Genomic DNA, 23,766 nt, shown 5'->3' on the forward strand with positions numbered 1-23,766 from the left:
GTATTGGTTTGTAGTCGTGGAGAACGGGTATTGATCCATCGCGGCGTCAAGCAGGACGGCGTATGACGGTGCTGAAAAGGAGATCACCATGAACGCAGTGGCGGCCACTGAATTCCTGGCTCGCTCTACAACGTTGACCAGTGTCGGGTGGATCGGTTACATCATCATCGGCGCGATTGCCGGCTGGATCGCGGGAATGGTCATGAAAACCAAATACGGCCTGCTCGCCGACGTCGTCGTGGGTGTTGTCGGCGCGTTGATCGGTGGTTTTCTGCTGAGCTTCGTCGTGGACACGGCGAGCGGCGGCTGGTGGTTCACCTTGTTCACCGCGGTCCTGGGGGCGATCATCCTGCTCTGGGTGATGCGTCTGTTCGGCCGCGAGGCGTAAGGGGCGAGTAATGATGAAATACGTTGCGGTTGCGGCCATGACACTGGGTGTGCTGGTCTCCAGCGGGTGCTCGGCATCGAAGGTGATCAACACCGGTGGCGATACCAGATGCAAGGACTTCGTCGAGCAGGACGAGAAGAAGCAGGACGACGAGATCAGCAAGATGCTCAAAGACAAGAGCGGCGCGGATCCCTCCAATCTGGAGATCTCGGCGACTCGGCTGTCGGTGTCGACCTACTGCAAGACGGTGGGAAGTCCGGACAGCAAGATTTCCGAGGCCCCGCACGGCTGATCGGAATTACGCGCCGGCCGTCACGGCGATTCGAGCGGGCTGTAACCGGCTCAGAAGAAGTTGCTGAAAAGCAGGTTCATCGAGTCGGACAGGGCCTGGAACGGATCGCTGTTGGCGACCCCGTGCCAGAGTAAGGCGCTGAGCCAGGCGTCGAAGCCGTTGATGTCGCTGTCGTCGATATTGACGTAGGTCAGGGCGCCGTCGACCGTGGTGGTGGCGTCGGCGATCTGGTCCGGCGTCAACCCCAGGTACTCGACGTGCGCGCCGAAGATGCCCAGCAACGCTCCCCACAGGCCGTCGGAGGCATAGACGTCGGCGAAGTTGGAGACCGGATCATCGGGCAGGCCGTAGATGGTTGCCGCGTACAGGTCATTGGGTGTCTGGTTGCCCAGGACCTCGGTCATGCCCAGCAGGTTGAGTAGATAGTTCGTCAGGTCAGGGCCGAGTGTCGCCACCATGGCCGACTCCAGGTATTGCCAGATGCCGTCCGGGGCGGAGGGGTTGCCGATGAACACGAAGTGCAGCGAGTCGAGTGGGATGCCGGCCTCGGCGAGGCGGGTCATGGCGATCGATTCGGCGGTGGCGCTTTGGGAGTAGCCGAAGATCGTCAGCGGGTGTTCGGCATCGTAGGCGCCGGGGTTGGCGTCGAATGCGTTCTGGACGGCGAGCACGATGAGTCCCGCGCCGGTGAGGCTGCTCGGGCCCTGCTGGAAGAGTTCCGGCGTGGTCAGCACCTGTAGTGGGGCGCTGCACGGGTCGGTGCCGTCCATGTAGCAGACGGTCGAATCGGTTGAGCCGCCATTGAACCCGAGCGGGTTGAGATAGAGATTCTCGGCGGATCGGGCGAATTCCGGCGACGGCGTCGGCTGGCCGGTTCCGCCGAGGATGAGCGCGGTCTGGCTGCCCGCCAGCGGACCGGTGGCGGCCAGCAGTGTCGCCGCGGCGCTGACGGTCTGACCGACTCCCACGCCGGCCGCGGCAATCACCGTCGCGGCGACGGCAAGCTGGGCTACCGCCTTATTCGCGTTCCGTACTGCGCCCCATCCTCGTGCGGTGGGGTCACCCCCCGTCCGCATCGGCCCAGCCGATCGCCCCGTCACCTGAGCCATGGCATCCTTTCCGCTGTGCGTCGGATGAGAGTATCCGGTTCTCATATTTGAGTCCAGGATTCTCGTCAGCGTCAGCGTCGACGCCCGCTTGCCGGACAGCGACAACTCAGAAGAAGTTGTTGAACAGGAGTTGCAGCGAGTCCCACAGGCTCTCGAAGATGCCGCTGTTGGCGGCCCCTCCGGCGAAGACCGCGTTGAGCCAGGCGTCGAGGCCGTTGATGTCGCTGGCGTCGATATTGACGTAGGTCAGGGCGCCGTCGACCGTGGTGGTGGCGTCGGCGACCTGCTCGGGTGTCAGGCCCAGGTACCACACGTGCGGCCAGAGGATGTCCAGCAGCGCGCCGAACAGTCCTTTATCGGCATAGACGTCGGCGAAGTTGGAGACCGGGTCACCCGGCAGGCCGTAAATCGTTGTCTCGTAGAGGTCATTGGGCGTCTCGTTGCCCAGCACGCCATTGAAGTCGAAGAGGTCGATCAGATAGGCCGTCAGACTCGGCCCGAGCGTCGCCTCCATGGCGGCTTCCAGGTGGCCCCAGATGCCATCGGGAGTCGACGGGTCGCCGATGAACACGAAATGCAATGAGTCGCTGGGAATTCCGAGCTCGGCCAGCCGGGTCATGGCGATCGATTCGGCGGTGGCGCTTTGGGAGTAGCCGAAGATCGTCAGCGGGTGTTCGGCGTCGAATGCCCCCGGGTTGGCGTTGAACTCGTTCTGGACGGCGAGCACGATGGCCGACGCGGCCGTGAGACTGCTCGGGCCCTGCTGGATCAGTTCGGGTGTGGTGAGCACCTGCAGTGGGGCGCTGCACGGGTCGGTGCCGTCCATGTAGCAGACCGTCGAGTCGGTCGAACCGCCGTTGAATCCCAGCGGATTCAGATACAGGTTCTCGGCGGACCGCGCGAACTCGGGCGAGGGCGTCGGTTCGGTGGTGCCACCGAGGATGAGCGCCGTTACGCTGCCCCCCAGCGGACCGGTGGCAGCCAGCAGCGACGCCGCGGCGTGGACGGTCTGGCCGATCCCCACCCCGCCCGCGGCCACCATCATGCCGGCGACGGCGACGTGAGCGACCGCCGTTTTCACTACTGCTCCCCGCGTTCTCATCGCATTTGCTTATCACAAGCTGATAGTGAGTCAGCCGGTTTTGCGGCCACCGATATCTGACGTCCTCGTCAATTCGGACGGGTGCTGCCTTGGGTCCGGATGCTCAGAGCGTGTCGGGGCACAGGTGGTGCTGTGCGGCGTTCAGCAGCATACGGCCCTTGTCGAGGTCGTTCGGGTTCAACTGCGCCAGTGTCTGTTCGGGCTTCTCGCCCAGATGCAGCCGGTTGCAGGCCATCCAGCCGTTCGCCACCACCACACCGTCGGGCATCTGGGCGTCTCCGACGGTCAGACCCGGAAACCCGTTGGCCCGCAGTTCGTTGAGAAAGCCTTCGTCATCGGCGCTGGCGATGGGGGCGCCGATCAGGCCGATGGCCAAGCCTGCCGCGACGGTTCCGAACAGAAGCTGTCTGCGCACGTTGTTCGCCTCGCTTTCGATGGCCTGCACCGTGGGGAAGCGTAACGGTGCCGTTGCCGGCGACGGCGGATAACGGCGCAATCTCAGCCCAGCGGAGTCAGCCCCTCATTGGGTTGCAGGCCGCCGGGCGCATAGGGACCGGTCACCAGCGAGGGACAGGCGCCGAACGCGCCCACCACCTCGCCGGTGTCCGGGCAGTAGTAGACGTCGCCCAGGTCGCCGCAGAGCCGCTGATCGAAGCAGTCGGTGGGGCCGGCGTGGGCCGTTGCGGCCAGGCCGATGCCGAACCAGGTGACAAGTACCGCCGTGAAGGCCGCTGCAGATCGCATGCCTGGATCCAACACGAGCGGTCCGACAACCCGGCGAGAACGCCGGCTGCCCGGTGGCCCGGCGGGTCAGCCGCTGGGCCGCAGATTGCAGCGGAGCGCGGCGTGCCGCTCGGATTCCGACATGCCGCCCCAGATGCCGTAGGGCTCCCCGACGGCGAGTGCGTGCTGACGGCATTGCTCCATCACCGGGCAGTTTCGGCACCACTTCTTGGCGTTCTGCTCGCGCTGCGCTCGGGCGCGTCCGCGCTCCCCGTCGGGCGGGAAGAACACCGACGAGTCGACCCCCCGGCACGCTCCTCGGAGTTGCCAATCCCATACGTCCGCATTGCGGCCGGGCAACTGCTCAACCAGTGGCATGGGAACCCCTCTCAAACGCCGGCGGCCGGATCGGTTGCGGCCGTTGAGGTGTCTGTTGGTGCGCGTAAAACAGCGCCGGCGGTGTCCGGCGCTGTGGGGACCGTAACCAAAGCGTCTGAAGTTAGACCTACGTAACGGTTAAGAAAGGCTCGCCTAAGACGGTGGACATTCCCTGAGAGTCGGTGTTATCCGGGCCGACGGCGGTGCGGTGAGCCGGCCGCGTAACGTCGCGCAGCGATGAGCGAGGACCCAGACGCGGCGTTGACTGCCGCCGCGTTCGGCGGTGCACCCGGCCGCTGGCCGTTGCCTGCCGCGACCACACCCCGGCAGCGGTGGCTGCGTGCGGTCGCCGCGGGCGGGCAGGGCCGTTACGCCAGCGCCACCGCCGATCTGGCGGCGCTGCTGCGGCAGACACCGGCCGGCCCGTTGGCCTCCCTGGCCCACAGCACGCGGGCGTCGTTCCTGCGCCAGCTCGGCAGGCACGATCTGGCCCGCGGCCTTGACGGCCGGGCACTGGCCCTGGCCCTCGACGAACCGGAAGCCGACCCCGAGGCCACCGCCGATGCCTTGGTGGGGCTGGCCGCCGACGCGCTGGGGGTGGGGCGCTTCGCGGCCTCGGCGGCGCTGCTGGGCCGGGCCGGCCGGGCCCCCCACTCGCCTGGTCCGCCGCGCCTGGCGGTGCGCCGGAACTGGGTGACGGCCGAGCTGGCGATGGTCACCGGTGACGGCGCCACCGCGGTGCGGCACGCCGAGCAGGCCCTGGAGCTGGCCTCCGAGGCCCGGGATGGCATGGTGCGCCATCGGGTGAAAAGTCAAGTGGTGCTGGCCGGCGCGCTGTGCTGTGCGGGGAACCCGGAACGGGCGCGCACGGTGGCCGACGCCGCGTTGGACGAGACCGGGGAGCTGGGCCTGGTTCCGCTGCGATGGGCGCTGGCGTGCCTGTTGACCGATGTGGGCAGTGCGACGCGGACGGTCGAGGAGGTGCGCAGCCTCCGCGATGAGGCCGCTGAGCTGGTGCGCTACCGGGGCGGAAGGTGGCAGGGCGACTGAACCGCGCTCAGCGGTAGCCGTCGGCCTCCGAGGTCGCTCCGTTGAGCGACGCGTCGGCGTAACCGCGGCAGTAATCCCAGGTCACGTAGCTGTCCGGCTCCGGGTCGTAGGCCGGTTCGTGCGGGCGGACGGTGCCATCGATGAGCAGCTGCAGCAGGTTGGCGCGCAGCATGTCCCAGTCGTGGTAGTGGTCCTGCTGGCAGTCGTCGCAGCACACCACCAGGCCGCGGATTCCCCGATGCGCCAGGAGCGCCTCGTAGACCGCCAGGTCGGCGAGATCGGCTTCGACCGCGGTCCGCTCCTGCGGATCCAGCGGTTGGCCCGGTTCGACGGCGTCCAGCGCAGCGGACGGGTCGTGGGGATCGTCGGCGAACGGGTCAGGTGGCAAACCCGGTGGCAGGTGGTCACGCACGCCCATCAGGGTACGCAGACCCCAGGACAGAATGCCAGCGGCCGGTTCTGCGGCCCGCATAATCGCCAAGGGTGGTGGGCAACGAAGCCGCTGTACGCCGCGACTAGGATGGGCTTCTCACCCCGGCTGCGTAGTGGAGGCTCCCAGATGGCCGTTGGTAGTCCAAAAACGGAAGTCAGTGCCCCGACGATGTCGTATCCCGCGGGCCCGCTCGATGATGCGGCGCCGACCGGCGTCCCGTCCGGTGGGCATCCGGACAAGATCGCCATGCTCGGCCTGACCTTCGACGACGTCCTGCTGCTGCCTGCGGCCTCCGACGTGGTGCCGGCCAACGCCGACACCTCCAGCCGGCTTACCCGCAAGATCCGGCTCAAGGTGCCGCTGGTCAGCTCCGCCATGGACACCGTCACCGAGGCCCGGATGGCGATCGCGATGGCGCGCGCCGGCGGCATGGGTGTGCTGCACCGCAACCTGCCGGTCACCGAGCAGGCCGGCCAGGTCGAGACCGTGAAGCGCTCCGAGGCCGGGATGGTTACCGACCCGGTCACCTGCACCCCGGAGAACACGCTGGCCGAGGTGGACGCGCTGTGCGCGCGGTTCCGGATCTCCGGGCTGCCGGTGGTGGACTCCCTGGGCCAACTTGTTGGCATCATCACCAACCGGGACATGCGCTTCGAGGTCGACCAGAACAAGCCGGTCGCCGAGGTGATGACCAAGACGCCGCTGATCACCGCGCAGGAGGGGGTCTCCGCCGATGCGGCGCTGGGCCTGCTGCGCCGGCACAAGATCGAGAAGCTGCCGATCGTCGACGGCCACGGCAAGCTGACCGGGCTGATCACCGTCAAGGACTTCGTCAAGACCGAGCAGCACCCCAACGCCACCAAGGACAGTGACGGCCGGCTTTTGGTCGGCGCCGCGGTCGGGGTCGGCGCCGACGCGTGGGTGCGGGCGATGACGCTGGCCGACGCCGGAGTCGACGTGCTGGTCGTCGACACCGCGCACGCCCACAACCGGCTGGTACTCGACATGGTCGGCAAGCTCAAGGCCGAAGTGGGGGAGCGGGTCGAGGTGGTCGGAGGCAACGTGGCCACCCGGAGCGGTGCCGCCGCGCTGGTCGAGGCCGGCGCCGACGCGGTGAAGGTCGGGGTGGGCCCCGGTTCGATCTGCACCACCCGGGTGGTCGCCGGGGTGGGCGCCCCGCAGATCACCGCCATCATGGAGGCGGTAGCGGTATGTCAACCGGCCGGGGTGCCGGTGATCGCCGACGGCGGGCTGCAGTACTCCGGTGACATCGCCAAGGCGCTGGCCGCCGGGGCGTCGACGGCCATGCTCGGTTCGCTGCTGGCCGGTACCGCTGAGTCGCCCGGCGAGCTGATCTTCGTCAACGGCAAGCAGTTCAAGAGCTACCGCGGCATGGGTTCGCTCGGCGCCATGCAGGGCCGTGGCGGTGCCAAGTCCTACTCCAAGGACCGCTACTTCCAAGACGACGCGCTCTCCGAGGACAAGCTGGTGCCCGAGGGCATCGAGGGCCGGGTGCCGTTCCGCGGTCCGTTGACCACCGTCATCCACCAGCTGACCGGCGGCCTGCGGGCGGCGATGGGCTACACCGGGTCGTCGACCATCGAACAGCTGCAGCAGGCGCAGTTCGTGCGGATCACCGCCGCGGGGCTGAAGGAAAGTCATCCGCACGACATCACCATGACTGTGGAAGCGCCGAACTACTACGTGCACTGAGCAGACGTTCGTCCCGGCACATTCTCGCGCAGCGAAAACAGAAACGAGGCTGACCCGTCATGCGTGACATGGTTGAGATCGGCATGGGCCGCACCGCCCGTCGCACCTACGAGCTCGACGACATCAACATCGTCCCGTCCCGGCGCACCCGCTCCTCCAAGGATGTATCGACGGCCTGGCAGCTCGACGCCTACCGCTTCGAGATCCCGGTGCTGGCCCATCCCACCGACGCGCTGGTGTCCCCGGAGTTCGCGATCGAACTGGGCCGCCTCGGCGGTCTGGGGGTGCTCAACGGCGAAGGCTTGATCGGCCGGCACGCCGACATCGAGACCAAGGTGGCCCAGGTCGTCGAGGTGGCGGCCAAGGAGCCGGAGCCCGAGGCGGCGATCCGGCTGCTGCAGCAGCTGCACGCCGCGCCGTTGGACCCCGAGCTGCTCGGCGCAGCGGTGGCGCGCATCAGCGAGGCCGGGGTGACCACCGCGGTGCGGGTGAGCCCGCAGAACGCCGCGGCGCTGACCCCGGCACTGGTGGCCGCCGGTGTCGACCTGCTGGTCATCCAGGGCACGATCATCTCCGCCGAGCGGGTCGCAAACGATGGTGAACCGCTGAACCTCAAGACGTTCATCTCCGAGCTCGACATCCCGGTGGTGGCCGGCGGCGTGCTCGACCACCGCACCGCACTGCACCTGATGCGCACCGGCGCGGCCGGGGTGATCGTCGGTTACGGCTCCACCTCGGGGGTGACCACTTCCGATGAAGTGCTGGGCATCTCGGTGCCGATGGCCACCGCGATCGCCGACGCCGCCGCGGCCCGCCGCGAATACCTCGACGAGACCGGCGGGCGTTACGTGCATGTGCTGGCCGACGGCGACATCCACACCTCCGGAGACCTGGCCAAGGCGATCGCCTGCGGTGCCGACGCGGTGGTGCTGGGTACGCCGCTGGCGGCGGCGGCCGAGGCGCAGGGCGACGGCTGGTACTGGCCGTCGGCCGCCGCGCACCCGTCCCTGCCGCGCGGCGCGCTGATGCAGGTCGCCTACGGGGAGCGGCCGGGGCTGGCGCAGGTGCTCGACGGTCCCTCGGATGACCCGTTCGGCTCGCTGAACCTGGTCGGCGGGTTGCGCCGGTCGATGGCCAAGGCCGGCTACTGCGACCTCAAGGAATTCCAGAAAGTCGGACTGACCGTCGGGAGCTGAGCTCGGCGCGTTTCTTCGTCTCCCGGCGACAAAAAACGGGCCGAAATGTAGCCTCGACGACCCTGCTACCGCCGGTACTGGCTGGTGCATACTGGTGCGATGCGGCCGGATTACGACGTACTGATCATCGGTTCGGGTTTCGGTGGCAGCGTCAGCGCGCTGCGACTGACCGAGAAGGGTTATCGCGTAGGCGTTTTGGAGGCGGGACGCCGCTACGCCGACGCGGACTTCGCCAAGAACTCCTGGCACCTGCGTGATTTCCTGTGGGCGCCGAAGCTCGGTTGCTACGGCATCCAGCGAATCCACCTGCTCGACAATGTGATGGTGCTGGCCGGGGCGGGGGTGGGCGGCGGTTCGCTGAACTACGCCAACACGCTCTACGTGCCGCCCGAGCCGTTCTTCGCCGACAAGCAGTGGGCGCACATCACCGACTGGCGTGCCGAGCTCATGCCGCACTACGACCAGGCGCAGCGGATGCTCGGGGTGGTCAAGAACCCGACGTTCACCGACGCCGACCGCATCATCAAGCAGGTCGCCGACGACATGGGGGTCGGTGACACGTTCGTGCCCACGCCGGTCGGGGTGTTCTTCGGGGAGGGCGGGGAGAAGACCCCGGGCAAGACGGTGGCCGACCCGTACTTCGGCGGCGCCGGCCCGCAGCGCACCGGCTGCATCGAGTGCGGCGAGTGCATGACGGGCTGCCGCTGGGGCGCCAAGAACACCCTGGTGAAGAACTACCTGTATCTGGCGGAATCCGCCGGCGCACAAGTGCATCCGATGACGACTGTGACCGCCTTCGAGCAGGGCGGCGATGGACTGTGGCAGGTGCGCACGGTGCGCACCGGCCTGCGGGCACGCCGGCATCGCAGGACCTTCACCGCGCGGTATCTGATTTTGGCCGCCGGCACCTACAACACCCAGCGGCTGCTGTTCAAGATGCGGGACAGCGGAAGACTGCCCGGGTTGTCCCCGAAGCTGGGCGTGCTGACCCGCACCAACTCCGAGTCCATCGTCGGAGCGGCGACGCTGAACGTCAACCCGGAGCTGGACCTGACTCACGGCGTGGCGATCACCTCCTCGATCCATCCCACCGCCGACACCCACGTCGAACCGGTCCGCTACGGCAAGGGCTCCAACGCGATGGGTCTGCTGCAGACCCTGATGACCGACGGCGCGGGTCCGCAGGGGACCGACGTTCCGCGCTGGCGGCAGCTGGTGGACCAGGCCCGCGAGGACCCCGCGCACATCCTGCGGCTGCTGAACCCCAGGCAGTGGAGCGAGCGCACCGTGATCGCGCTGGTCATGCAGCACCTGGACAACTCGATCACCACCTTCACCAAACGCGGCAAGTTGGGCTTCCGCCGCTACTCCAGCAAGCAGGGCCACGGCGAACCGAACCCGAGCTGGATCCCGGTCGGCAACGAGGTCACCCGCCGCCTCGCGGCCAAGATCGACGGGGTGGCCGGAGGGACCTGGGGCGAGCTGTTCAACATCCCGCTCACCGCGCACTTCCTGGGCGGGGCGGCGATCGGGGACAGTCCCGAGCACGGTGTCATCGACGCCTACCAGCGGGTGTACGGCTACCCGACGCTGGCGGTGATGGACGGCGCGGCGGTCTCGGCCAACCTCGGCGTCAACCCGTCGCTGTCGATCACCGCCCAGGCCGAACGGGCCGCGTCACTGTGGCCGAACAAGGGCGAGACCGACCAGCGGCCGGCCCAGGGCGAGCCCTACCGGCGACTGGACCCGATCGCGCCGAAGAACCCGGCGGTGCCCGACCAGGCCGTCGGCGCGCTGCGCTGGGCCTCGGGCATCGCCTGAGGCCTCACCGCGCGACGTGGCGCCGGTGGTTGGGTTCGCGGCCGGGCGGCTGCTGCGGCGGCGGCAGCAGCGGTTCGCGCCGGCGCGCCGGCACCGTCGTGGGTGACTGCGTGGTCAGTTCGAGTTCCTTGCCGCCGTGGTGAATCATCAGCCGGCCGTCGGGCCCGTCGCGCAGCGTGTAGGTGACGTCGTTGTCGGTGGCACAGACCGTGACGCGGAACCCCCGCCAACGCAACCGGAATCGAAGGCGTGAGATCCCCTCCGGCAGAGCCGGATCCAGCGCCAGCACGCCTTCGTCGTCACGCAGGCCGCCGAACCCGGCCACCAGCGAGAGCCATGTCCCGGCCAGCGCCGCCAGGTGCAGCCCTTCGCGGGTGTTGTCGTGCAGATCGCGCAGGTCGACGAAGGCGGTTTCGTAGGTGTAGTCGTGGGCCAGTTCCAGATGCCCCACCTCGGCGCACATCACCGCCTGGGTACAGGCCGACAGTGACGAGTCCCGCACCGTGCGCCGCTCGTAGTAGTCGACGTTGCGGGCCTTCTCTTCGGGGCTGAACAGGTGGCTGCGCCAGTGCATGGCCAGCAGGATGTCGGCCTGCTTGACCACCTGGGCCGGGTAGAGCCGCACATAGGGTTCGTTGAGCAGCAACGGGTAGGTGGTCCGGTTGTCGAAGTCCCACTCCGCGGCGGAGGTGAACCCGTCGCACTGCGGGTGCACGCCGAGTTCCTCATCGTAGGGGATGTGCGTCGCGTCGGCCGCGTCTCGCCAGCCGGCCATCTCCTCGGTGGTGACATCCAGCTCGTGGGCGGCATCGGGATGGCGTGCGCACGCCTCGGCGGCGGTGCGCAGGTTGTGGGCGGCCATCAGATTGGTGAACACGTTGTCCCGGACGATCGCGGTGTACTCGTCGGGTCCGGTCACTCCGGACAGGTGCCACACGCCGTGCCGGTCGTGGTGACCCAGTGACCGCCACAGCCGTGCGGTCTCGACCAGCACCGCCAGCCCGCACTCCGCCTCCAGGCAACCGTCCCCGGTGACGATCCGGTACTGCTCGAACGCCGCCGCGATGTCGGCGTTGATGTGCCAGGCCGCCGTCCCGGCCGGCCAGTATCCCGAGCACTCCTGGCCACGGATCGTCCGCCACGGGAACGCCGCCCCGGCCAGCCCGAGTTCGGTGGCCCGATCCCGGGCCAGATCGAGTGTCGTCGACCGCCAGCGCAGTGCATCGGCCGCCGCGTGCGGAGCGGTGTAGGTCAGCACCGGAAGGATGAAACCCTCGGTGTCCCAAAAGGTGTGACCGTCATAGCCGGTGCCGGTCAGGCCCTTGCTGGGAATCGCCCGGCGTTCGGCGCGAGCGCTGGCCTGCAGCAGGTGGAACAGCGCGAAGCGGACCGCCTGCTGGCAATCCGGGTCGCCGTCGACCTCGACGTCGGCGCCGTCCCAGAACTCGTCGAGGTAGGCCCGCTGGGCGTCGAGCAGGCCCTGCCAGCCGCTGTAGCGGGCTCCGGTCAGCCCGGCGACGGCCTGGTCGCGCAGCGCGGGCCGGGACCGCTCGCTGGACCAGCCGTAGGCCAGGTACTTGACGATCCGCAGCTTCTGTCCCGGGCGCAGCCCGCACACCACGGTGGTCGCCGCCACGTCGGAAATCGCCATGGTGCTGACCTGGACCCGGCCGGGCACCTCGATGTCGTGGTGCATCGCCGCGGCCATCATCAGCCCACTGGCCCGGGTGCGGTGCACCAGCACCGCGCCGCGGTCGGTGGTCTCCCGTTCCACGGCCTCCAACGGGTTATCCAGGATCGCCGCGACTCGCGGGTCGCCCGAGGTCGGCGGTTGGTCCTCGTTGGCGACCAGCTCGGATTGCACTGTCACACGCACGAATTCGTTGACCGCCTCGACGACGTATTCGATTGCCGCGACGCTGCGCTGGGCCAGCGAGACCAGCCGGACCGAGTGCACCTTGACCTGTTTGCCCGCCGGGGAGTGCCAGTGCACGCGTCGGGTCAGGGTGCCCGCCCGCATGTCGAGGACGCGCTCGTGGTCGATCAGTTCGCCGTAGCGGACGTCGAACGGCTCGTCGTCGACCATCAGCCGGATGATCTTGCCGTTGGTCACGTCGACGACGGTCTGGCCGGCTTGCGGATAGCCGAACCCGGCTTCGGCGTAGGGCAGCGGCCGCACCTCGTAGAACGAATTCAGGTAGGTGCCGGGCAGGCCGTAGGGCTCGCCCTCGTCGAGGTTGCCGCGCAACCCGATGTGCCCGTTGGACAGCGTGAACAGGGATTCGGTCTGCCCGAGCAGATCCAGGTCGAGCCGGGCTTCGCGGAGCTGCCACGGTTCGATCGGAAAATGGTCGTCAGGAATCATCGGCTTGCCTTCGCAACAGTTCCTCCAGATCGGTGACGACGACATCGGCGCCGTGGCTGCGCAGGTCTTCGGCCTGACCCACCCGATCGACGCCCACCACGTATCCAAACCCGCCGGCCCGTCCGGCCGCCACCCCCGATAGTGCATCTTCGAATACCGCGGCCGCCGCGGGTGCCACACCGAGCAGCTGCGCCGCCCGTAGGAACGAGTCCGGGGCCGGCTTGCCCGCGATGTGTTCGGTGCGCAGTGTCACGCCGTCGACACGCTGCGCGATGAACTTGTCCAGGCCGGTGATCGCCAGCACCTCGCCGGCGTTGGCGCTGGCCGACACCACCGCGGTGGCCAGGCCCGCCGCGGTGACCGCCGCCAGGTAGCGTCGCGAGCCGGCGAACACCTCCACCCCGTCGGCCTGCAGCGTCGCCCGAAACGCCTCGTTCTTGCGATTGCCCAAACCGTGCACGGTTTCGGCGTCGGGCGGGTCGTCGTCGCCGCCTTCGGGCAGCACGATGTCGCGGCTGGCCAGAAAGGTGCGCACCCCGTCGTCGCGTTTCCGGCCGTCGACGAATCGCAGATAGTCGTCCACCGGGTCGAACGGCACGAACGGCGCACCGGTGCGCTCGGCGCGCGCCGACAGATAACTGTCGAACATGCTCTTCCAGGCTCGGGTGTGCACGCCGGCGGTGTCGGTGAGCACGCCGTCGAGGTCGAACAGGCAGGCGCGCACCGTGTCGGGCAGGCCCAGCACCATGGACGCTCTCCCTTCCGGCTCGGGCTGTGTCCACTTCACCATGCCCGCCGTCGGATCGGCTGTGTTTAGCGGCCACTAAACTCTCTGCGGTGTCGTCCCCATCGTCTCACCCCGTGTTGGTCATCGACTTCGGCGCGCAGTATGCCCAACTGATCGCCCGCCGGATCCGGGAGGCGCGGGTGTTCTCCGAGGTCGTCCCGCACACCGCGACCGTCGAGGAGATCGCCGCGCGCAACCCGCGGGCGATCGTGCTGTCCGGCGGGCCGGCCAGTGTCTACGCCGACGGCGCCCCCCGGCTCGATCCGGCGCTGTTCGACCTCGAGGTGCCGGTGTTCGGCATCTGCTACGGCTTCCAGGCCATGGCGGCCGCACTGGGCGGCACCGTCGAGCGCACCGGCACCAGTGAGTACGGCCGCACCGAGCTGAAAGTCACCGGCGGCGAACTCCATTCGGGCTTCCCGGACACCCAGCCGGTGTGGATGAGCCACGGCGACGCGGTGACCGACGTGCCGGACGGGTTCGCGGTGGTGGCCACCACCGCCGGCGCCCCGGTGGCCGCGTTCGAGAACCGGGCCCGCCGGCTGGCCGGGGTGCAGTACCACCCGGAGGTGATCCACACCCCCTACGGGCAGCGGGTGCTCAGCCGGTTCCTGCACGAGTTCGCCGGCATCGATGCGGCCTGGACACCTGCCAACATCGCCGACGCGCTGATCGAGCAGGTGCGCTCGGAGATCGGTGACGGTCACGCCATCTGCGGACTGTCCGGCGGGGTGGATTCCGCGGTGGCCGCGGCGCTGGTGCAGCGCGCCATCGGTGACCGGCTGACGTGTGTGTTCGTCGATCACGGGCTGTTGCGCGCCGGGGAGCGTGAGCAGGTGCAGGAGGACTTCGTCGCCGCCACCGGGGCAAGGCTGGTCACGGTGGACGCCGCCGAGGTATTCCTCGACGCGTTGGCGGGGGTGTCCGATCCCGAGGGCAAGCGAAAGATCATCGGCCGGCAGTTCATTCGCGCCTTCGAGGGCGCGGTGCGTGATCTGGCCGCCGATGAGGAGATCAACTTCCTGGTGCAGGGCACGCTGTATCCGGACGTGGTGGAATCCGGTGGGGGCGCCGGCACCGCGAACATCAAGAGCCACCACAACGTCGGCGGACTGCCCGATGATCTGAAGTTCACTCTCGTCGAGCCGCTGCGGCTGCTGTTCAAGGACGAAGTGCGCGCGGTCGGGCGTGAATTGGGGCTGCCGGAGGTGATCGTGGGGCGCCAGCCGTTCCCGGGCCCGGGGCTGGGGATCCGGATCGTCGGCGAGGTCACTTCTGAGCGGTTGGCGACACTACGCCAGGCCGACGCGATAGCCCGCGAGGAGTTGACCACCGCCGGTCTGGACCACCAGATCTGGCAGTGCCCGGTGGTGCTGCTTGCCGACATCCGCTCGGTCGGGGTGCAGGGTGACGGCCGCACCTACGGGCATCCGATCGTGTTGCGGCCGGTGTCCAGTGAGGACGCCATGACCGCCGACTGGACCCGGGTGCCCTATGAGGTGCTGGAGCGCATCTCCACCCGGATCACCAACGAGGTTGCCGAGGTCAACCGGGTCGTGCTGGACATCACCAGCAAACCGCCGGGGACCATCGAGTGGGAGTAGGCACGTCCGTCACTTGCCGCACTGTGGGAACATCCGCCTCAGGCGTCACCGGTCCACATCGATAATGCGATTGCCCGCCTCTGAGCGACTACCGGTCCGCTCCGAGGCTCTGCTGACGCGGTGCAGATGTGACGCGCGGGGCCGGTGATTCGCGGCCGCCCTGCCCGGCTTGACGTTTGTCGGTGGGGAAGTGTTCACTCGGATCAATCGAACAAAGTTTCGAATCGATGCGAGTTCTCCGGAGGCGATCATGACGGCGGCTGCGAGCTTGGGTCAACGTCATAACGACCGTGCTGACCAGCTGAAACAGCTGCGGTTGCAGATGGCGGCGGTGGCCGGGAAAGTGGGCGCCGGCCGGCGGCCGCCCGACGCCGTCCCAGCCTCCGAGAATGTGCTGCCGGTCCCGCCGCTGCTGGCCGGGGTGCTGCCCGCGGGGTTGCCGCGGGGCACGGTGGCGGTGGCCGCAGGGGCCCGCTCACTGGTGCTGAGCATGGTGGCCGCGGTGACGGGGGCCGGCGGTAACGCGGCCATCGTCGGCCAGCCCGACACCGGGCTGCTGGCCGCCGCGGAGATGGGCGCCGACCTGAGCCGGCTCGCGGTGATCCCCGACCCCGGCAACGATCCGGTGGAGGTGGCCACGGTGTTGATGGACGGCATGGATCTGGTGGTGCTCGGCCTGGGCGGGCGCCACGTGCCACCGGCGCGCACCCGGGTGGTGCTGGCCCGGGCCCGCCACCGCGGCTGCGCCCTGCTGGTCTGCGACGGTGACTGGCGGGGCGCGGCGCTGCAGCTCGATGCCCGGGTGAGCGGCTATGAGACGGTAGGCGACAAGATGACGGGCTGCGGCGCCATCTCCGGCTTCGGACGGATCGGCGCGGTGCGGCTCGAGGTGCGGGCCGCCGGACGCGCGGCCGGGCGAACCAGAGTCGGGTAGCGGGTCTTCTCATGGCCGATTCCCGAGTACTGGCGCTGTGGTGCATGGACTGGCCCGCGGTCGCCGCGGCGGCCGCGGCGGGCCTGCCGGCCACCGCGCCGATCGCGGTCACCCTGGCCAACCGGGTGATCGCCTGCTCGGCGGGCGCCCGCGCGGCGGGAGTGCGGCGTGGGCTGCGGCGCAGGGAAGCCGCGGCCCGCTGCCCACCACTGCACGTGGTGGCCGCCGACACCGACCGCGACGCCCGGTTGTTCGAACCGGTCCTGGCTGCGGTCGACGAACTGGTGCCGGCGGCCGAGGTATTGCGGCCCGGCCTGCTGGTGGTGTCGGTGCGCGGCGCGGCCCGGGCCTTCGGTTCCGAGGGGCAAGCCGCCGAACGCCTCGTCGACGCGGTGGCCGCCGCCGATGTCGAATGCCAGGTCGGGATCGCCGATGGGCTCTCCGCCGCGGTGCTCGCCGCCCGCGCCGGCGCCGTGGTGCCGCCCGGAAGAGATGCCCGATTCCTGTCGGCGTTGTCGATCCGGCAACTGGCCGCCGAGCCCAGCCTGTCCGGACCCGGTCGCGACAGCCTGGTTGACCTGTTGTGGCGCTTGGGGATTCGCACCATCGGACAGTTCGCCGCGCTACCGCGCCCGGATGTGACATCACGGTTCGGTCTTGATGCGCTCATCGCACACCGGTTCGCCCGCGGCGAGCCGGAACGCGGGCCGTCCGGGCGGGAGCCGACACCGGACCTCGATGCCGTGCTGCACTGCGATCCGCCGATCGACCGGGTCGATGCCGCGGCGTTCGCCGGCCGCTCGCTGGCCGGCGAGCTGCACCGGACCCTGATGGCCGCCGGCGTCGGCTGCACCCGGCTGGCCATTCACGCCGTCACCGACACCGGGGAAGAGCTGACCCGGGTGTGGCGGTGCGCCGAGCCGTTGACCGAGGACGCCACCGCCGACCGGGTGCGCTGGCAACTGGACGGCTGGCTGAACAGCCGCGTCAGCCGCGACCGGCCCACCGGCCCGGTGACGCTGCTACGGCTGCAGCCGGTGGAAGTGCTCTCGGCGACCGAGGCACTGCAGCTGCCGCTGTGGGGACCCGCAGGTGAAGAGGGCCGGCTGCGGGCCCGCCGGGCACTGGTGCGGGTGCAGGGCCTGCTCGGCCCGGAGGCGGTGCGGGTGCCGGTGCTGTCCGGTGGCCGCGGGCCGGCGGAGCGCATCACCTTGACCCCGCTGGGGGACGAGCTGGTGCCGATGGCCGACCCGCGCCAGCCGTGGCCCGGCCGGCTGCCCGAGCCGTCGCCGGCGGTGCTGCTCGACGATCCGGTGGAACTTCTTGACGCCGAACGCAATCCGGTCCGGGTGACCGGCCGGGGACTGTTCTCCACCGACCCGGTATGGCTGGTCGCCCGGGGCCGGCACGACCGGCTGCGCTGGTGGGCCGGGCCCTGGCCGGTCGACGAGCGGTGGTGGGATCCGCAGCGGGAAGGCCCGGGATCGGGGCGCACCGCCCGGGTCCAGGCGCTGCTGGAGGACTCGCCGGATGGCGGCGCGCCCGGCGCGGCACTGCTGTTGTGCTACCGGCTGCGGCGGTGGTACCTGGAGGGCAGCTATGAGTGACCCAGCTGCGGCCCGCGCCGAACGTGTAACCACTGCGAAAATCCGGCTCCGAAATCGCAGTCAGTGCACGCTCGGTGGGGGGAGCGAGGCTCAGCCCAGGCGGCGGGCCAACGCTCCGACCCGCTGCACGAACCGGTCGAAGAACGCTGTCGGGTCGACGCCGACACCGATCAGCGCGTTGGGCAGCTCGGCATCCCAGTCGGGGATCGTCCGCCCACGCGCCGCCGTGGGCGACAACTCGACCTGTACCGCTGCCGGACGGGTCGTCACCAGTTCGGGTTCCAGCGCGATCGCCGCAGCCAGCGGATCGTGCAGATACGCCAGGTATCCGTGGCCCCGGCCTTCGTGCGCTTCGAAATAGAACCGCAGCGCGTCGTCGAGCAACCGGACCACCGGGCTGTCCGCCGGTGCCGGCAGCAGTGCCAGGATCGCCGGTGTGATCGCGATCTGACGGGTCAGATCCAGCCCGCACACTATCGGAAGCCGTTGGGGCGCAACAGCTACCCAGGAGGTGAGCACCTCGGCGGCCGCCTCGGGATCGAACCCGATGTTGAACTCGGGTCGACCGGCCCGCTCGCCGGAGAACGCGCCGCCCATGATCACCAGCCGGCGCAGCAGCGTGGGCAGTGCGGGTTCGGCCCGCAGCGCCAGGGCCAGGTTGGTCAGCGGACCGGTGGCCAGCCCGATCAGCTGCCCCGGGTGCGCCTCCGCGGCGGCGACCCACGCCGCGGCGGCGTCATGCCCGGTGAGTCGGCCGGCGCCGGAAGGCAACTCGGCATAGCCCAGCCCCTGCGGCCCGTGGATGGTCTCGGCGGTGTGGACCGGTCCGTTCAGCGGTGCCTCGGCGCCCTTGGACACCGGGATGCCAGGGGCCCCGCACAGTTCCAGCAGGGCCAGGTTGTTGCGGCAGACCTGTTGCACCGCAACATTTCCACCGGTGCAGGCGAGGCCGACAAGTTCGGCGTCCGGGCTGGCCAATAGATACACCAGCGCGACCGCGTCGTCGACGCCGGTGTCGACGTCGGCGAAGACAGGCAGTGTCACAGCCGCGTGATCACCAGTGCACGCCGGGCACAAGCCGTACTGCTCGCTTGACCGGGCGAGGCACCCGCACCCGGGTGATCGCCCGAGCCGGTCGCTTGGGGTGGCGTCGAGTCGGGTGTGCTGCAACGGGTTCGGCAGCTTCAGCGGGCGCCACACCGCGCGCGGCAGCCGAGTCCGGGTAGCCCAGATAAAGCTGGTGCAGGATCCGGCGCGACAGCCGGGGCGTGAAGTAGTTGCCGGCCTGGCCCAGCGTGCCCGACGGCGTGTCGATCCGGTCCGGCTTCTCGACCAGGCCGCGCACCACCATGGCCGCCGCGTGTTCGGCGCTGATCGCCCCCATCGGCACCAGTTTTCCGGTCGGCGCGATCATCGGGGTGGCCACCAGCGGCATGTGGATGGTGGTGAAGGTGATGTGGTCCGACAGGGTTTCGGTCGACACCACGTCGGCGAACGCGTCCAGCGCCGCTTTGGTGGGCACGTACGCGCTGTACTTGGGGCTGTTCGCCTGTACCCCCACGCTGGAGACGTTGACGACATGCCCGAACCGGCGTTCCCGCCAGTGCGGCAGCAATGCCAGCACCATGCGCACCGCCCCGAAGTAGTTGACCGCCATCGTGCGCTCGTAGTCGTGCAGCCGGTCGGTGGAGTTCACCACCGAGCGGCGGATCGACCGGCCGGCGTTGTTGACCAGGTAGTCGACGTGGCCGAATCGGCCCAGGATGTCCTTGACCGTGTGCTCCACCGACGCCGAATCGGTGACGTCGCAGCTGAACGCGTGGGCCTGTCCGCCTCCGGCGCGGATCTCGGCCACCAGTTCGTCGAGGGCGCCGGCGCTGCGGGCCAGCGCGAACACCGTGGCGCCGCGCTCGGCCACGGCGATCGCCGAGGCCCGGCCGATACCGCTGGACGCCCCGGTGATGATGACGTGCCGCCCGACCAGCGGACCGGCCGGATCGTCCCGGCGGGCGCGGTCGGGATCCAGGTGCGCCGCCCAGTACCGCCACAGCGCCGGTGCGTAGTCGGCGAACTCAGGGGCTTCGGTGACCGCGGCACCGGTCCGCTTCAGGGCCGCGCGGGTGGCGTCGGCGACGAACGTCGGCCGCAGGTTCACCAGGTCGAGCACCTCACCGGGAAGACCCAACTGGGTGGCCAGCATGTTGCGCCACACCCGCGCCCGCCCGCCGGCGTTGAGCACCGGGGCCGCCACCGCGCCGGGCAGCTTGGCGCGCAGCGCAGGCAGCCCGGCCTCGGCCGCGACGGCCCGGTAGATCTCGGGCAGTCCAATGGATTTCGGCGAAGTCAGGTGGAAGGTGTGTCCGTCGTAGCCGTCGGCGTGCATCAGCTCGATCAGCGCGTCGACCACGTAGTCGACCGGAACGACGTTGGTGCGCCCCGTGGCGGGCACGGCCATCGGGGTCAGCCTGGGCAGCGCCGCCAGCTTGGCCAGCAGGGGGAAGAAGTAGTAGGGCCCGTCGACCTTGTCCATCTCACCGGTGCGCGAATCGCCCACCACCACCGCCGGGCGATACACCCGGTAGCGCAGCCCCGGCGCCGCACGCACCAGCGCTTCGGCCTCGAACTTGGTCTGGTGGTACGGGGTCGGCAGCTGCTGGCCGATGTCGAAGTCGTCCTCGGTGAACTCCCCGGCGTAGTCGCCGGCCACCGCGATCGAGGACACGTGCGCCAAGGTGGCGTCGAGTCGCCGGGCCAGCCCGATCACCGCGCGGGTGCCCTCGACATTGGCCGCCTGCTGTTCGGCCGCACCGGCGGTGATGTCGTAGATCGCCGCACAGTGCAGCACGTGATCGACGCTGCCGAGGTCGGCGATCACCGTGTCGGTGAGCCCGAGGTTCTCCGCCGTCAGGTCGCCGACCAGCGGTTTGGCCCGATCGCCCCACGCATGGCCGCTTTGCGAGGCGAGGGCTTCGAAGCGGCCCAGCGAGGCGCGGCGCACCAGCACCCAGACCTGCGCGTCAGGCCGTGTCTCCAGCAGGCGGGACACCGCCCGCCGCCCTATGAACCCGGTACCGCCGGTAACGACATAACGCATGCGGTCATCGTGGCGGGTCTCGACAGCCACGTCAACCATCGATTCACCGCTGCCGGCCGATACCTCGCATTGCGACCGTGCCGCAAGCCGGCATCACGACGCTCAGAACGCGCGAATGCCGTCCCAGTCCACCAGCTTCCAACCGGTGCCGGGGCTGCCCTTGACCACCACCCGGCCGATGTTGGGCAGCGGATGGTCGGTCATCAGCTCATCGCGCGGATTCTTGACGGTCATCAGGGTCCAGGTCATGATCGACGCCGCGTGTGAGAACGCCACCGGGTTGGCGTCTCCGCTGTCGTAGATCCGCTGGACCGCGGCGCTGAACTCCTCGTTGAACTGGTTGCCGTCGATCGAGCCGGGTATGGCTGTGGTCCGGTCACCGTGAATCCAGGCCTGCGGGGCGAGTAGATACGGGGCATTGACCACCGAGCTGGACTTGTCGGCGAACCAGCCGGCGTTGATCTCCCGCAGGCCAGGCAGGATCTGCACCTGACGGCCGAGCTCGCGCGCCAGCGGGGCGGCGGTCTGCTGACTGCGTGCCATCGAGGAGGAGTAGACACCGTCGTGGTGATTGCGCGCGAGCTGATCGGCGATCTCCTGAGCCTCGGCGCGGCCCTTCTCGGTCAGCCCCGGCCCGGGCACCGAGGTGTCGACGATCCCCGCGGCGTTGCTCTCGGATTCCGCGTGCCGGACCAAGGTCAGGGTGATGATGCGCGGATGCGGTGTCCCCGAACAACCTCCGAGCACCAGCGCCATGGCGAGCCCGGCCGCCAACACGCCGATCAACCTTCTGCCGCGGTTCGCCTTGCACATCCCCATGGCGACAGCCTGCCGTGTCGACGGCGACGACGGGGCCGGTTCTGCTGAAATGGTGAGGCGAATCCGCTTCTGATCGCCGTTAGGAGAACTCTATGGCGCTGGACCCGACAGCCGTCGGCGTGACCACCGATCCGGTGCTGGTCGAATGGACCGATCGCGAAACCATGCTCTATGCGCTGGGGGTCGGCGCCGGGACGGCGGATTTGGCGTTCACCACCGAGAACAGCCACGACATTCCCCAGCAGGTGCTGCCCACCTACGCCGTCATCTGCTGCATGGGCTTCGCGGCGGCCGGCAGGATCGGCACCTTCAACCCGGCGATGCTGCTGCACGGCTCCCAGGAGGTGCGGCTGTTCGCGCCGCTGCCGCCGGCCGGAAGCCTGCAGGTGGTCGCCGAGGTGGCTGACATCCAGGACAAGGGGGAGGGCAAGAACGCCGTCGTGATGCTGCGGGCGCGCGGCACCGACCCCGCGACCTCCGAACCGATCGCCGAGACGCTGACCACCTTGGTCATCCGCAAGGCCGGTGGCTTCGGCGGGGCGCCGGGGCAGCGGCCGAGCTCCCCGCAAATCCCGGACTCCGAGCCGGATTCGCGCGTCGCGTATGTGTCCCGGGACGATCAGGCGCTGCTGTATCGGCTCTCCGGCGACCGCAACCCGCTGCACAGCGACCCGTGGTTCGCCACCACACTGGCCGGTTTCCCCAAGCCGATCCTGCACGGGCTGTGCACCTACGGATTCGCCGGCCGGGCGCTGGTGGCCGAACTCGGCGGTGGCGACGCCCATCGGGTCAGCGCGATCTCGGCGCGATTCACCGACCCGGTGTTCCCGGGGGAGACGCTGACGACCTCGATTTGGCGCACCGAGCCGGGTAAGGCGGTGTTCCGCACCGAGGCCGCCGGTGCCGACGGCGCCAACCAGCGGGTAGTGCTCGACGACGGGGCGGCCGAATACCGGGACTGATGTATTCCGGCCCCGTACGCCCCTGTATTCACTTGTGTCACTGTGGTTTTGCTTGTGGATGGATTCGGATTCTTGTCGGCCTGTTGCCTCACGTCAAGATGCGCGCGTAGGGGTATTCGTTGCCTCACGTAATCGTGCGCGCTTGTTGATCGGAGGTTCGGCGGCCCCGGCCTTGGTCGTGGCCAGGGTGAACAGTCGCGCAGTGAGCGCTTGGGCCTGGCGCTGGGTGGCTGCCGGGTTGATCAGCGAGTAAGCGCGGGTCAACGCGACGATGCGCTCGACGGTGATGTCCGGGTGATCGATCACGCGGTGAAACGGAGTGGCAGCTTTGTCATGCTTCTTGGAAACCTTGGCCCCTTTCGGACCTTGAGACCAGTTTTTGCTGCGGGTAAAAGAAGTTCGTCAGCTTCGATTGCAGTCGCCAGATCTCGTTGAGCAACAACAGTTCCGAGGCGGTGTCGTAGCGGTAATAGCCCACCAGCATCCGCACCACCGACCAGTTCTTCTGCTCGACGTGACAGCCATCATTTTTGTTGCCCGGCCGCGACCGGGTGAAGGTGATCTTGCGGTTGGAGCACCACCAGAACAGGTCGTCATTGATGAATTCAGATCCGTTATCACTGTCCACGCCCAGAATCGGAAACGGCATCGCCTGCGCGATGTCATCCAGGGCTGCCTTGACACATTTCCCGGACCGCTCAGCCACCGAGCGGTTCTCCGTCCACCCGGTAGCGACGTCGGTGACCGTCAACGTCGAGATATGGCCCCCGCCCCGGATGCCGCCGTCATGCCAGACCGTGTCGATCTCGACGAATCCCGGTCGCGCGTCATCCCACTGGGCCCAGGTGCGCACCGGGATCTGGCTTTTGAGCAGCGATCCAGGCTTGGTACCCACCCGCCCACGCGGCCGTAGTTTCGCGCGCTCCCCAGCCAAGCGACGATCGATGGTGGCCGCCGACATCGACACCAGCAGCTCGGCGGTGCCCTCGTCGATCGTGAGCTCTCGAAAATGACGCAGAACACCGACCAGCTCACCGAGCATCGGCGCCAACCGCTTCCCGGCCGGCATGCCCAGTACCGTCCAGCACACCACCAGCGCCGCGATGACATCGTCGCCGTACTTCACCGGCCGCTGACTACGTGGGTGACGATCTTGGGCTGTAGCGCCGATTTCAGCGCTTTACGCGCATGGTTGCGATGCCACCCGGTGTTAGCGCACAACTCGTCCAGAATCCGGCTCTTCTCACCCTTGCTCGCCAGGATGTAGCGGACTGCGGTCGTCTCCGTTACTGCTCTGCGCTCGGCCAACGTCAACCCCATCACTTGGGCCTACGCGCGCATTCTCAATGAGGCAACGAATCACCCATACGCGCGCATTTCTGATGAGTC

21 protein-coding genes and 1 pseudogene are annotated in these 23,766 nt (G+C 68.9%); 10 read left to right on the top strand and 12 right to left on the bottom strand.

The window, feature by feature from the left end; all coding sequences use genetic code 11:
- Positions 1 to 88 precede the first annotated feature (88 nt).
- Both G6N23_RS04135 and G6N23_RS04140 read left to right on the top strand, forming a co-directional pair.
- Positions 89 to 388 (top strand): GlsB/YeaQ/YmgE family stress response membrane protein, encoded by a 300-nt coding sequence (locus tag G6N23_RS04135; protein ID WP_085261306.1) that lies wholly within the window; start codon positions 89 to 91, stop codon positions 386 to 388.
- A 10-nt stretch (positions 389 to 398) separates the two neighbouring features.
- Positions 399 to 680: a hypothetical protein gene (locus tag G6N23_RS04140; protein WP_085261305.1), complete on the top strand. Its 282-nt coding sequence runs from the start codon at positions 399 to 401 to the stop codon at positions 678 to 680.
- Between the two features lie 50 nt (positions 681 to 730).
- On the opposite strand, the gene G6N23_RS04145 is transcribed toward G6N23_RS04140, so the two are convergent.
- From G6N23_RS04145 to G6N23_RS04165, 5 genes are all read right to left on the bottom strand, one after another.
- Entirely contained in the window at positions 731 to 1,648 is a 918-nt protein-coding gene (locus tag G6N23_RS04145; RefSeq protein WP_085261375.1) for a PE-PPE domain-containing protein, read from the bottom strand.
- A 247-nt stretch (positions 1,649 to 1,895) separates the two neighbouring features.
- Complete coding sequence (locus tag G6N23_RS04150; protein ID WP_234808638.1) at positions 1,896 to 2,870, bottom strand: PE-PPE domain-containing protein; 975 nt, start codon at positions 2,868 to 2,870, stop codon at positions 1,896 to 1,898.
- 124 nt (positions 2,871 to 2,994) lie between these two features.
- On the bottom strand, positions 2,995 to 3,336 hold the full coding sequence (locus G6N23_RS04155; protein WP_234808637.1) for a DUF732 domain-containing protein: 342 nt from the start codon (positions 3,334 to 3,336) through the stop codon (positions 2,995 to 2,997).
- 53 nt (positions 3,337 to 3,389) lie between these two features.
- Entirely contained in the window at positions 3,390 to 3,635 is a 246-nt protein-coding gene (locus G6N23_RS04160) for a hypothetical protein (protein ID WP_085261304.1), read from the bottom strand.
- Between the two features lie 66 nt (positions 3,636 to 3,701).
- Positions 3,702 to 3,992: a WhiB family transcriptional regulator gene (locus tag G6N23_RS04165; RefSeq protein ID WP_085261303.1), complete on the bottom strand. Its 291-nt coding sequence runs from the start codon at positions 3,990 to 3,992 to the stop codon at positions 3,702 to 3,704.
- 237 nt (positions 3,993 to 4,229) lie between these two features.
- Here G6N23_RS04165 and G6N23_RS04170 point away from each other — a divergent pair, with 237 nt between their 5' ends.
- Entirely contained in the window at positions 4,230 to 5,042 is an 813-nt protein-coding gene (locus G6N23_RS04170) for a tetratricopeptide repeat protein (RefSeq protein ID WP_085261302.1), read from the top strand.
- A 7-nt stretch (positions 5,043 to 5,049) separates the two neighbouring features.
- On the opposite strand, the gene G6N23_RS04175 is transcribed toward G6N23_RS04170, so the two are convergent.
- Positions 5,050 to 5,454, bottom strand: coding sequence for a DUF5319 domain-containing protein (locus G6N23_RS04175; protein ID WP_024440345.1), 405 nt, complete (start codon positions 5,452 to 5,454; stop codon positions 5,050 to 5,052).
- 189 nt (positions 5,455 to 5,643) lie between these two features.
- On the opposite strand from G6N23_RS04175, the gene guaB reads away from it, so the two are divergent.
- From guaB to G6N23_RS04190, 3 genes are all read left to right on the top strand, one after another.
- The gene (gene guaB / locus G6N23_RS04180; RefSeq protein WP_085261301.1) at positions 5,644 to 7,188 is read left to right on the top strand and encodes an IMP dehydrogenase; all 1,545 of its coding nucleotides are present in this window, start codon (positions 5,644 to 5,646) and stop codon (positions 7,186 to 7,188) included.
- Between the two features lie 59 nt (positions 7,189 to 7,247).
- Complete coding sequence (locus G6N23_RS04185; protein WP_085261300.1) at positions 7,248 to 8,384, top strand: GuaB3 family IMP dehydrogenase-related protein; 1,137 nt, start codon at positions 7,248 to 7,250, stop codon at positions 8,382 to 8,384.
- 99 nt (positions 8,385 to 8,483) lie between these two features.
- Positions 8,484 to 10,205 (top strand): GMC family oxidoreductase, encoded by a 1,722-nt coding sequence (locus G6N23_RS04190; protein WP_085261299.1) that lies wholly within the window; start codon positions 8,484 to 8,486, stop codon positions 10,203 to 10,205.
- 4 nt (positions 10,206 to 10,209) lie between these two features.
- Here G6N23_RS04190 and G6N23_RS04195 read toward each other — a convergent pair whose 3' ends face one another.
- The gene (locus G6N23_RS04195; RefSeq protein WP_085261298.1) at positions 10,210 to 12,570 is read right to left on the bottom strand and encodes a glycoside hydrolase family 65 protein; all 2,361 of its coding nucleotides are present in this window, start codon (positions 12,568 to 12,570) and stop codon (positions 10,210 to 10,212) included.
- Positions 12,560 to 13,360, bottom strand: coding sequence for a beta-phosphoglucomutase family hydrolase (locus G6N23_RS04200; protein WP_085261297.1), 801 nt, complete (start codon positions 13,358 to 13,360; stop codon positions 12,560 to 12,562). Before G6N23_RS04200 ends, G6N23_RS04195 begins: the two co-directional genes overlap by 11 nt.
- Before the next feature lie 47 nt (positions 13,361 to 13,407).
- Here G6N23_RS04200 and guaA point away from each other — a divergent pair, with 47 nt between their 5' ends.
- From guaA to G6N23_RS04215, 3 genes are all read left to right on the top strand, one after another.
- The gene (guaA, locus tag G6N23_RS04205) at positions 13,408 to 14,961 is read left to right on the top strand and encodes a glutamine-hydrolyzing GMP synthase (protein ID WP_085261296.1); all 1,554 of its coding nucleotides are present in this window, start codon (positions 13,408 to 13,410) and stop codon (positions 14,959 to 14,961) included.
- A 250-nt stretch (positions 14,962 to 15,211) separates the two neighbouring features.
- Complete coding sequence (locus G6N23_RS04210) at positions 15,212 to 15,895, top strand: DnaE2-dependent mutagenesis accessory factor ImuA' (RefSeq protein ID WP_085261295.1); 684 nt, start codon at positions 15,212 to 15,214, stop codon at positions 15,893 to 15,895.
- 11 nt (positions 15,896 to 15,906) lie between these two features.
- Positions 15,907 to 17,502: a DNA polymerase Y family protein gene (locus G6N23_RS04215; RefSeq protein ID WP_085261294.1), complete on the top strand. Its 1,596-nt coding sequence runs from the start codon at positions 15,907 to 15,909 to the stop codon at positions 17,500 to 17,502.
- Between the two features lie 90 nt (positions 17,503 to 17,592).
- Here G6N23_RS04215 and G6N23_RS04220 read toward each other — a convergent pair whose 3' ends face one another.
- The 3 genes from G6N23_RS04220 to G6N23_RS04230 form a co-directional block, all read right to left on the bottom strand.
- The gene (locus G6N23_RS04220) at positions 17,593 to 18,546 is read right to left on the bottom strand and encodes a nucleoside hydrolase (RefSeq protein ID WP_085261293.1); all 954 of its coding nucleotides are present in this window, start codon (positions 18,544 to 18,546) and stop codon (positions 17,593 to 17,595) included.
- A gap of 10 nt (positions 18,547 to 18,556) precedes the next feature.
- Positions 18,557 to 20,596 (bottom strand): SDR family oxidoreductase, encoded by a 2,040-nt coding sequence (locus tag G6N23_RS04225; RefSeq protein WP_085261372.1) that lies wholly within the window; start codon positions 20,594 to 20,596, stop codon positions 18,557 to 18,559.
- A gap of 102 nt (positions 20,597 to 20,698) precedes the next feature.
- Positions 20,699 to 21,415, bottom strand: a complete 717-nt coding sequence (locus G6N23_RS04230) for a histidine phosphatase family protein (RefSeq protein ID WP_372508885.1) — start codon at positions 21,413 to 21,415, stop codon at positions 20,699 to 20,701.
- 92 nt (positions 21,416 to 21,507) lie between these two features.
- On the opposite strand from G6N23_RS04230, the gene G6N23_RS04235 reads away from it, so the two are divergent.
- Positions 21,508 to 22,377: a MaoC/PaaZ C-terminal domain-containing protein gene (locus tag G6N23_RS04235; protein WP_085261291.1), complete on the top strand. Its 870-nt coding sequence runs from the start codon at positions 21,508 to 21,510 to the stop codon at positions 22,375 to 22,377.
- 93 nt (positions 22,378 to 22,470) lie between these two features.
- Here the strand turns inward: G6N23_RS04235 and G6N23_RS22675 are convergent.
- Positions 22,471 to 23,697 (bottom strand): annotated as a pseudogene (locus G6N23_RS22675) (integrase catalytic domain-containing protein).
- Between the last annotated feature and the right edge of the window lie 69 nt (positions 23,698 to 23,766).

It is taken from the genome of Mycolicibacter terrae (genome assembly GCF_010727125.1).
In the GTDB taxonomy this organism is placed as follows: Bacteria; Actinomycetota; Actinomycetes; order Mycobacteriales; family Mycobacteriaceae; genus Mycobacterium; species Mycobacterium terrae.

Excerpts from the sequence above, each read along its gene's own strand:
- G6N23_RS04135 (WP_085261306.1), top strand. The coding sequence starts at position 89 with ATGAACGCAGTGGCGGCCACTGAATTCCTGGCTCGCTCTACAACGTTG.
- G6N23_RS04215 (WP_085261294.1), top strand. The coding sequence starts at position 15,907 with ATGGCCGATTCCCGAGTACTGGCGCTGTGGTGCATGGACTGGCCCGCG.
- G6N23_RS04225 (WP_085261372.1), bottom strand. The coding sequence starts at position 20,596 with ATGCGTTATGTCGTTACCGGCGGTACCGGGTTCATAGGGCGGCGGGCG.
- G6N23_RS04140 (WP_085261305.1), top strand. The coding sequence starts at position 399 with ATGATGAAATACGTTGCGGTTGCGGCCATGACACTGGGTGTGCTGGTC.
- G6N23_RS04200 (WP_085261297.1), bottom strand. The coding sequence starts at position 13,360 with ATGGTGAAGTGGACACAGCCCGAGCCGGAAGGGAGAGCGTCCATGGTG.
- G6N23_RS04230 (WP_372508885.1), bottom strand. The coding sequence starts at position 21,415 with ATGGGGATGTGCAAGGCGAACCGCGGCAGAAGGTTGATCGGCGTGTTG.
- G6N23_RS04170 (WP_085261302.1), top strand. The coding sequence starts at position 4,230 with ATGAGCGAGGACCCAGACGCGGCGTTGACTGCCGCCGCGTTCGGCGGT.
- G6N23_RS04190 (WP_085261299.1), top strand. The coding sequence starts at position 8,484 with ATGCGGCCGGATTACGACGTACTGATCATCGGTTCGGGTTTCGGTGGC.
- G6N23_RS04185 (WP_085261300.1), top strand. The coding sequence starts at position 7,248 with ATGCGTGACATGGTTGAGATCGGCATGGGCCGCACCGCCCGTCGCACC.
- G6N23_RS04210 (WP_085261295.1), top strand. The coding sequence starts at position 15,212 with ATGACGGCGGCTGCGAGCTTGGGTCAACGTCATAACGACCGTGCTGAC.
- G6N23_RS04165 (WP_085261303.1), bottom strand. The coding sequence starts at position 3,992 with ATGCCACTGGTTGAGCAGTTGCCCGGCCGCAATGCGGACGTATGGGAT.
- G6N23_RS04160 (WP_085261304.1), bottom strand. The coding sequence starts at position 3,635 with ATGCGATCTGCAGCGGCCTTCACGGCGGTACTTGTCACCTGGTTCGGC.
- G6N23_RS04195 (WP_085261298.1), bottom strand. The coding sequence starts at position 12,570 with ATGATTCCTGACGACCATTTTCCGATCGAACCGTGGCAGCTCCGCGAA.
- guaB (WP_085261301.1), top strand. The coding sequence starts at position 5,644 with ATGTCGTATCCCGCGGGCCCGCTCGATGATGCGGCGCCGACCGGCGTC.
- G6N23_RS04235 (WP_085261291.1), top strand. The coding sequence starts at position 21,508 with ATGGCGCTGGACCCGACAGCCGTCGGCGTGACCACCGATCCGGTGCTG.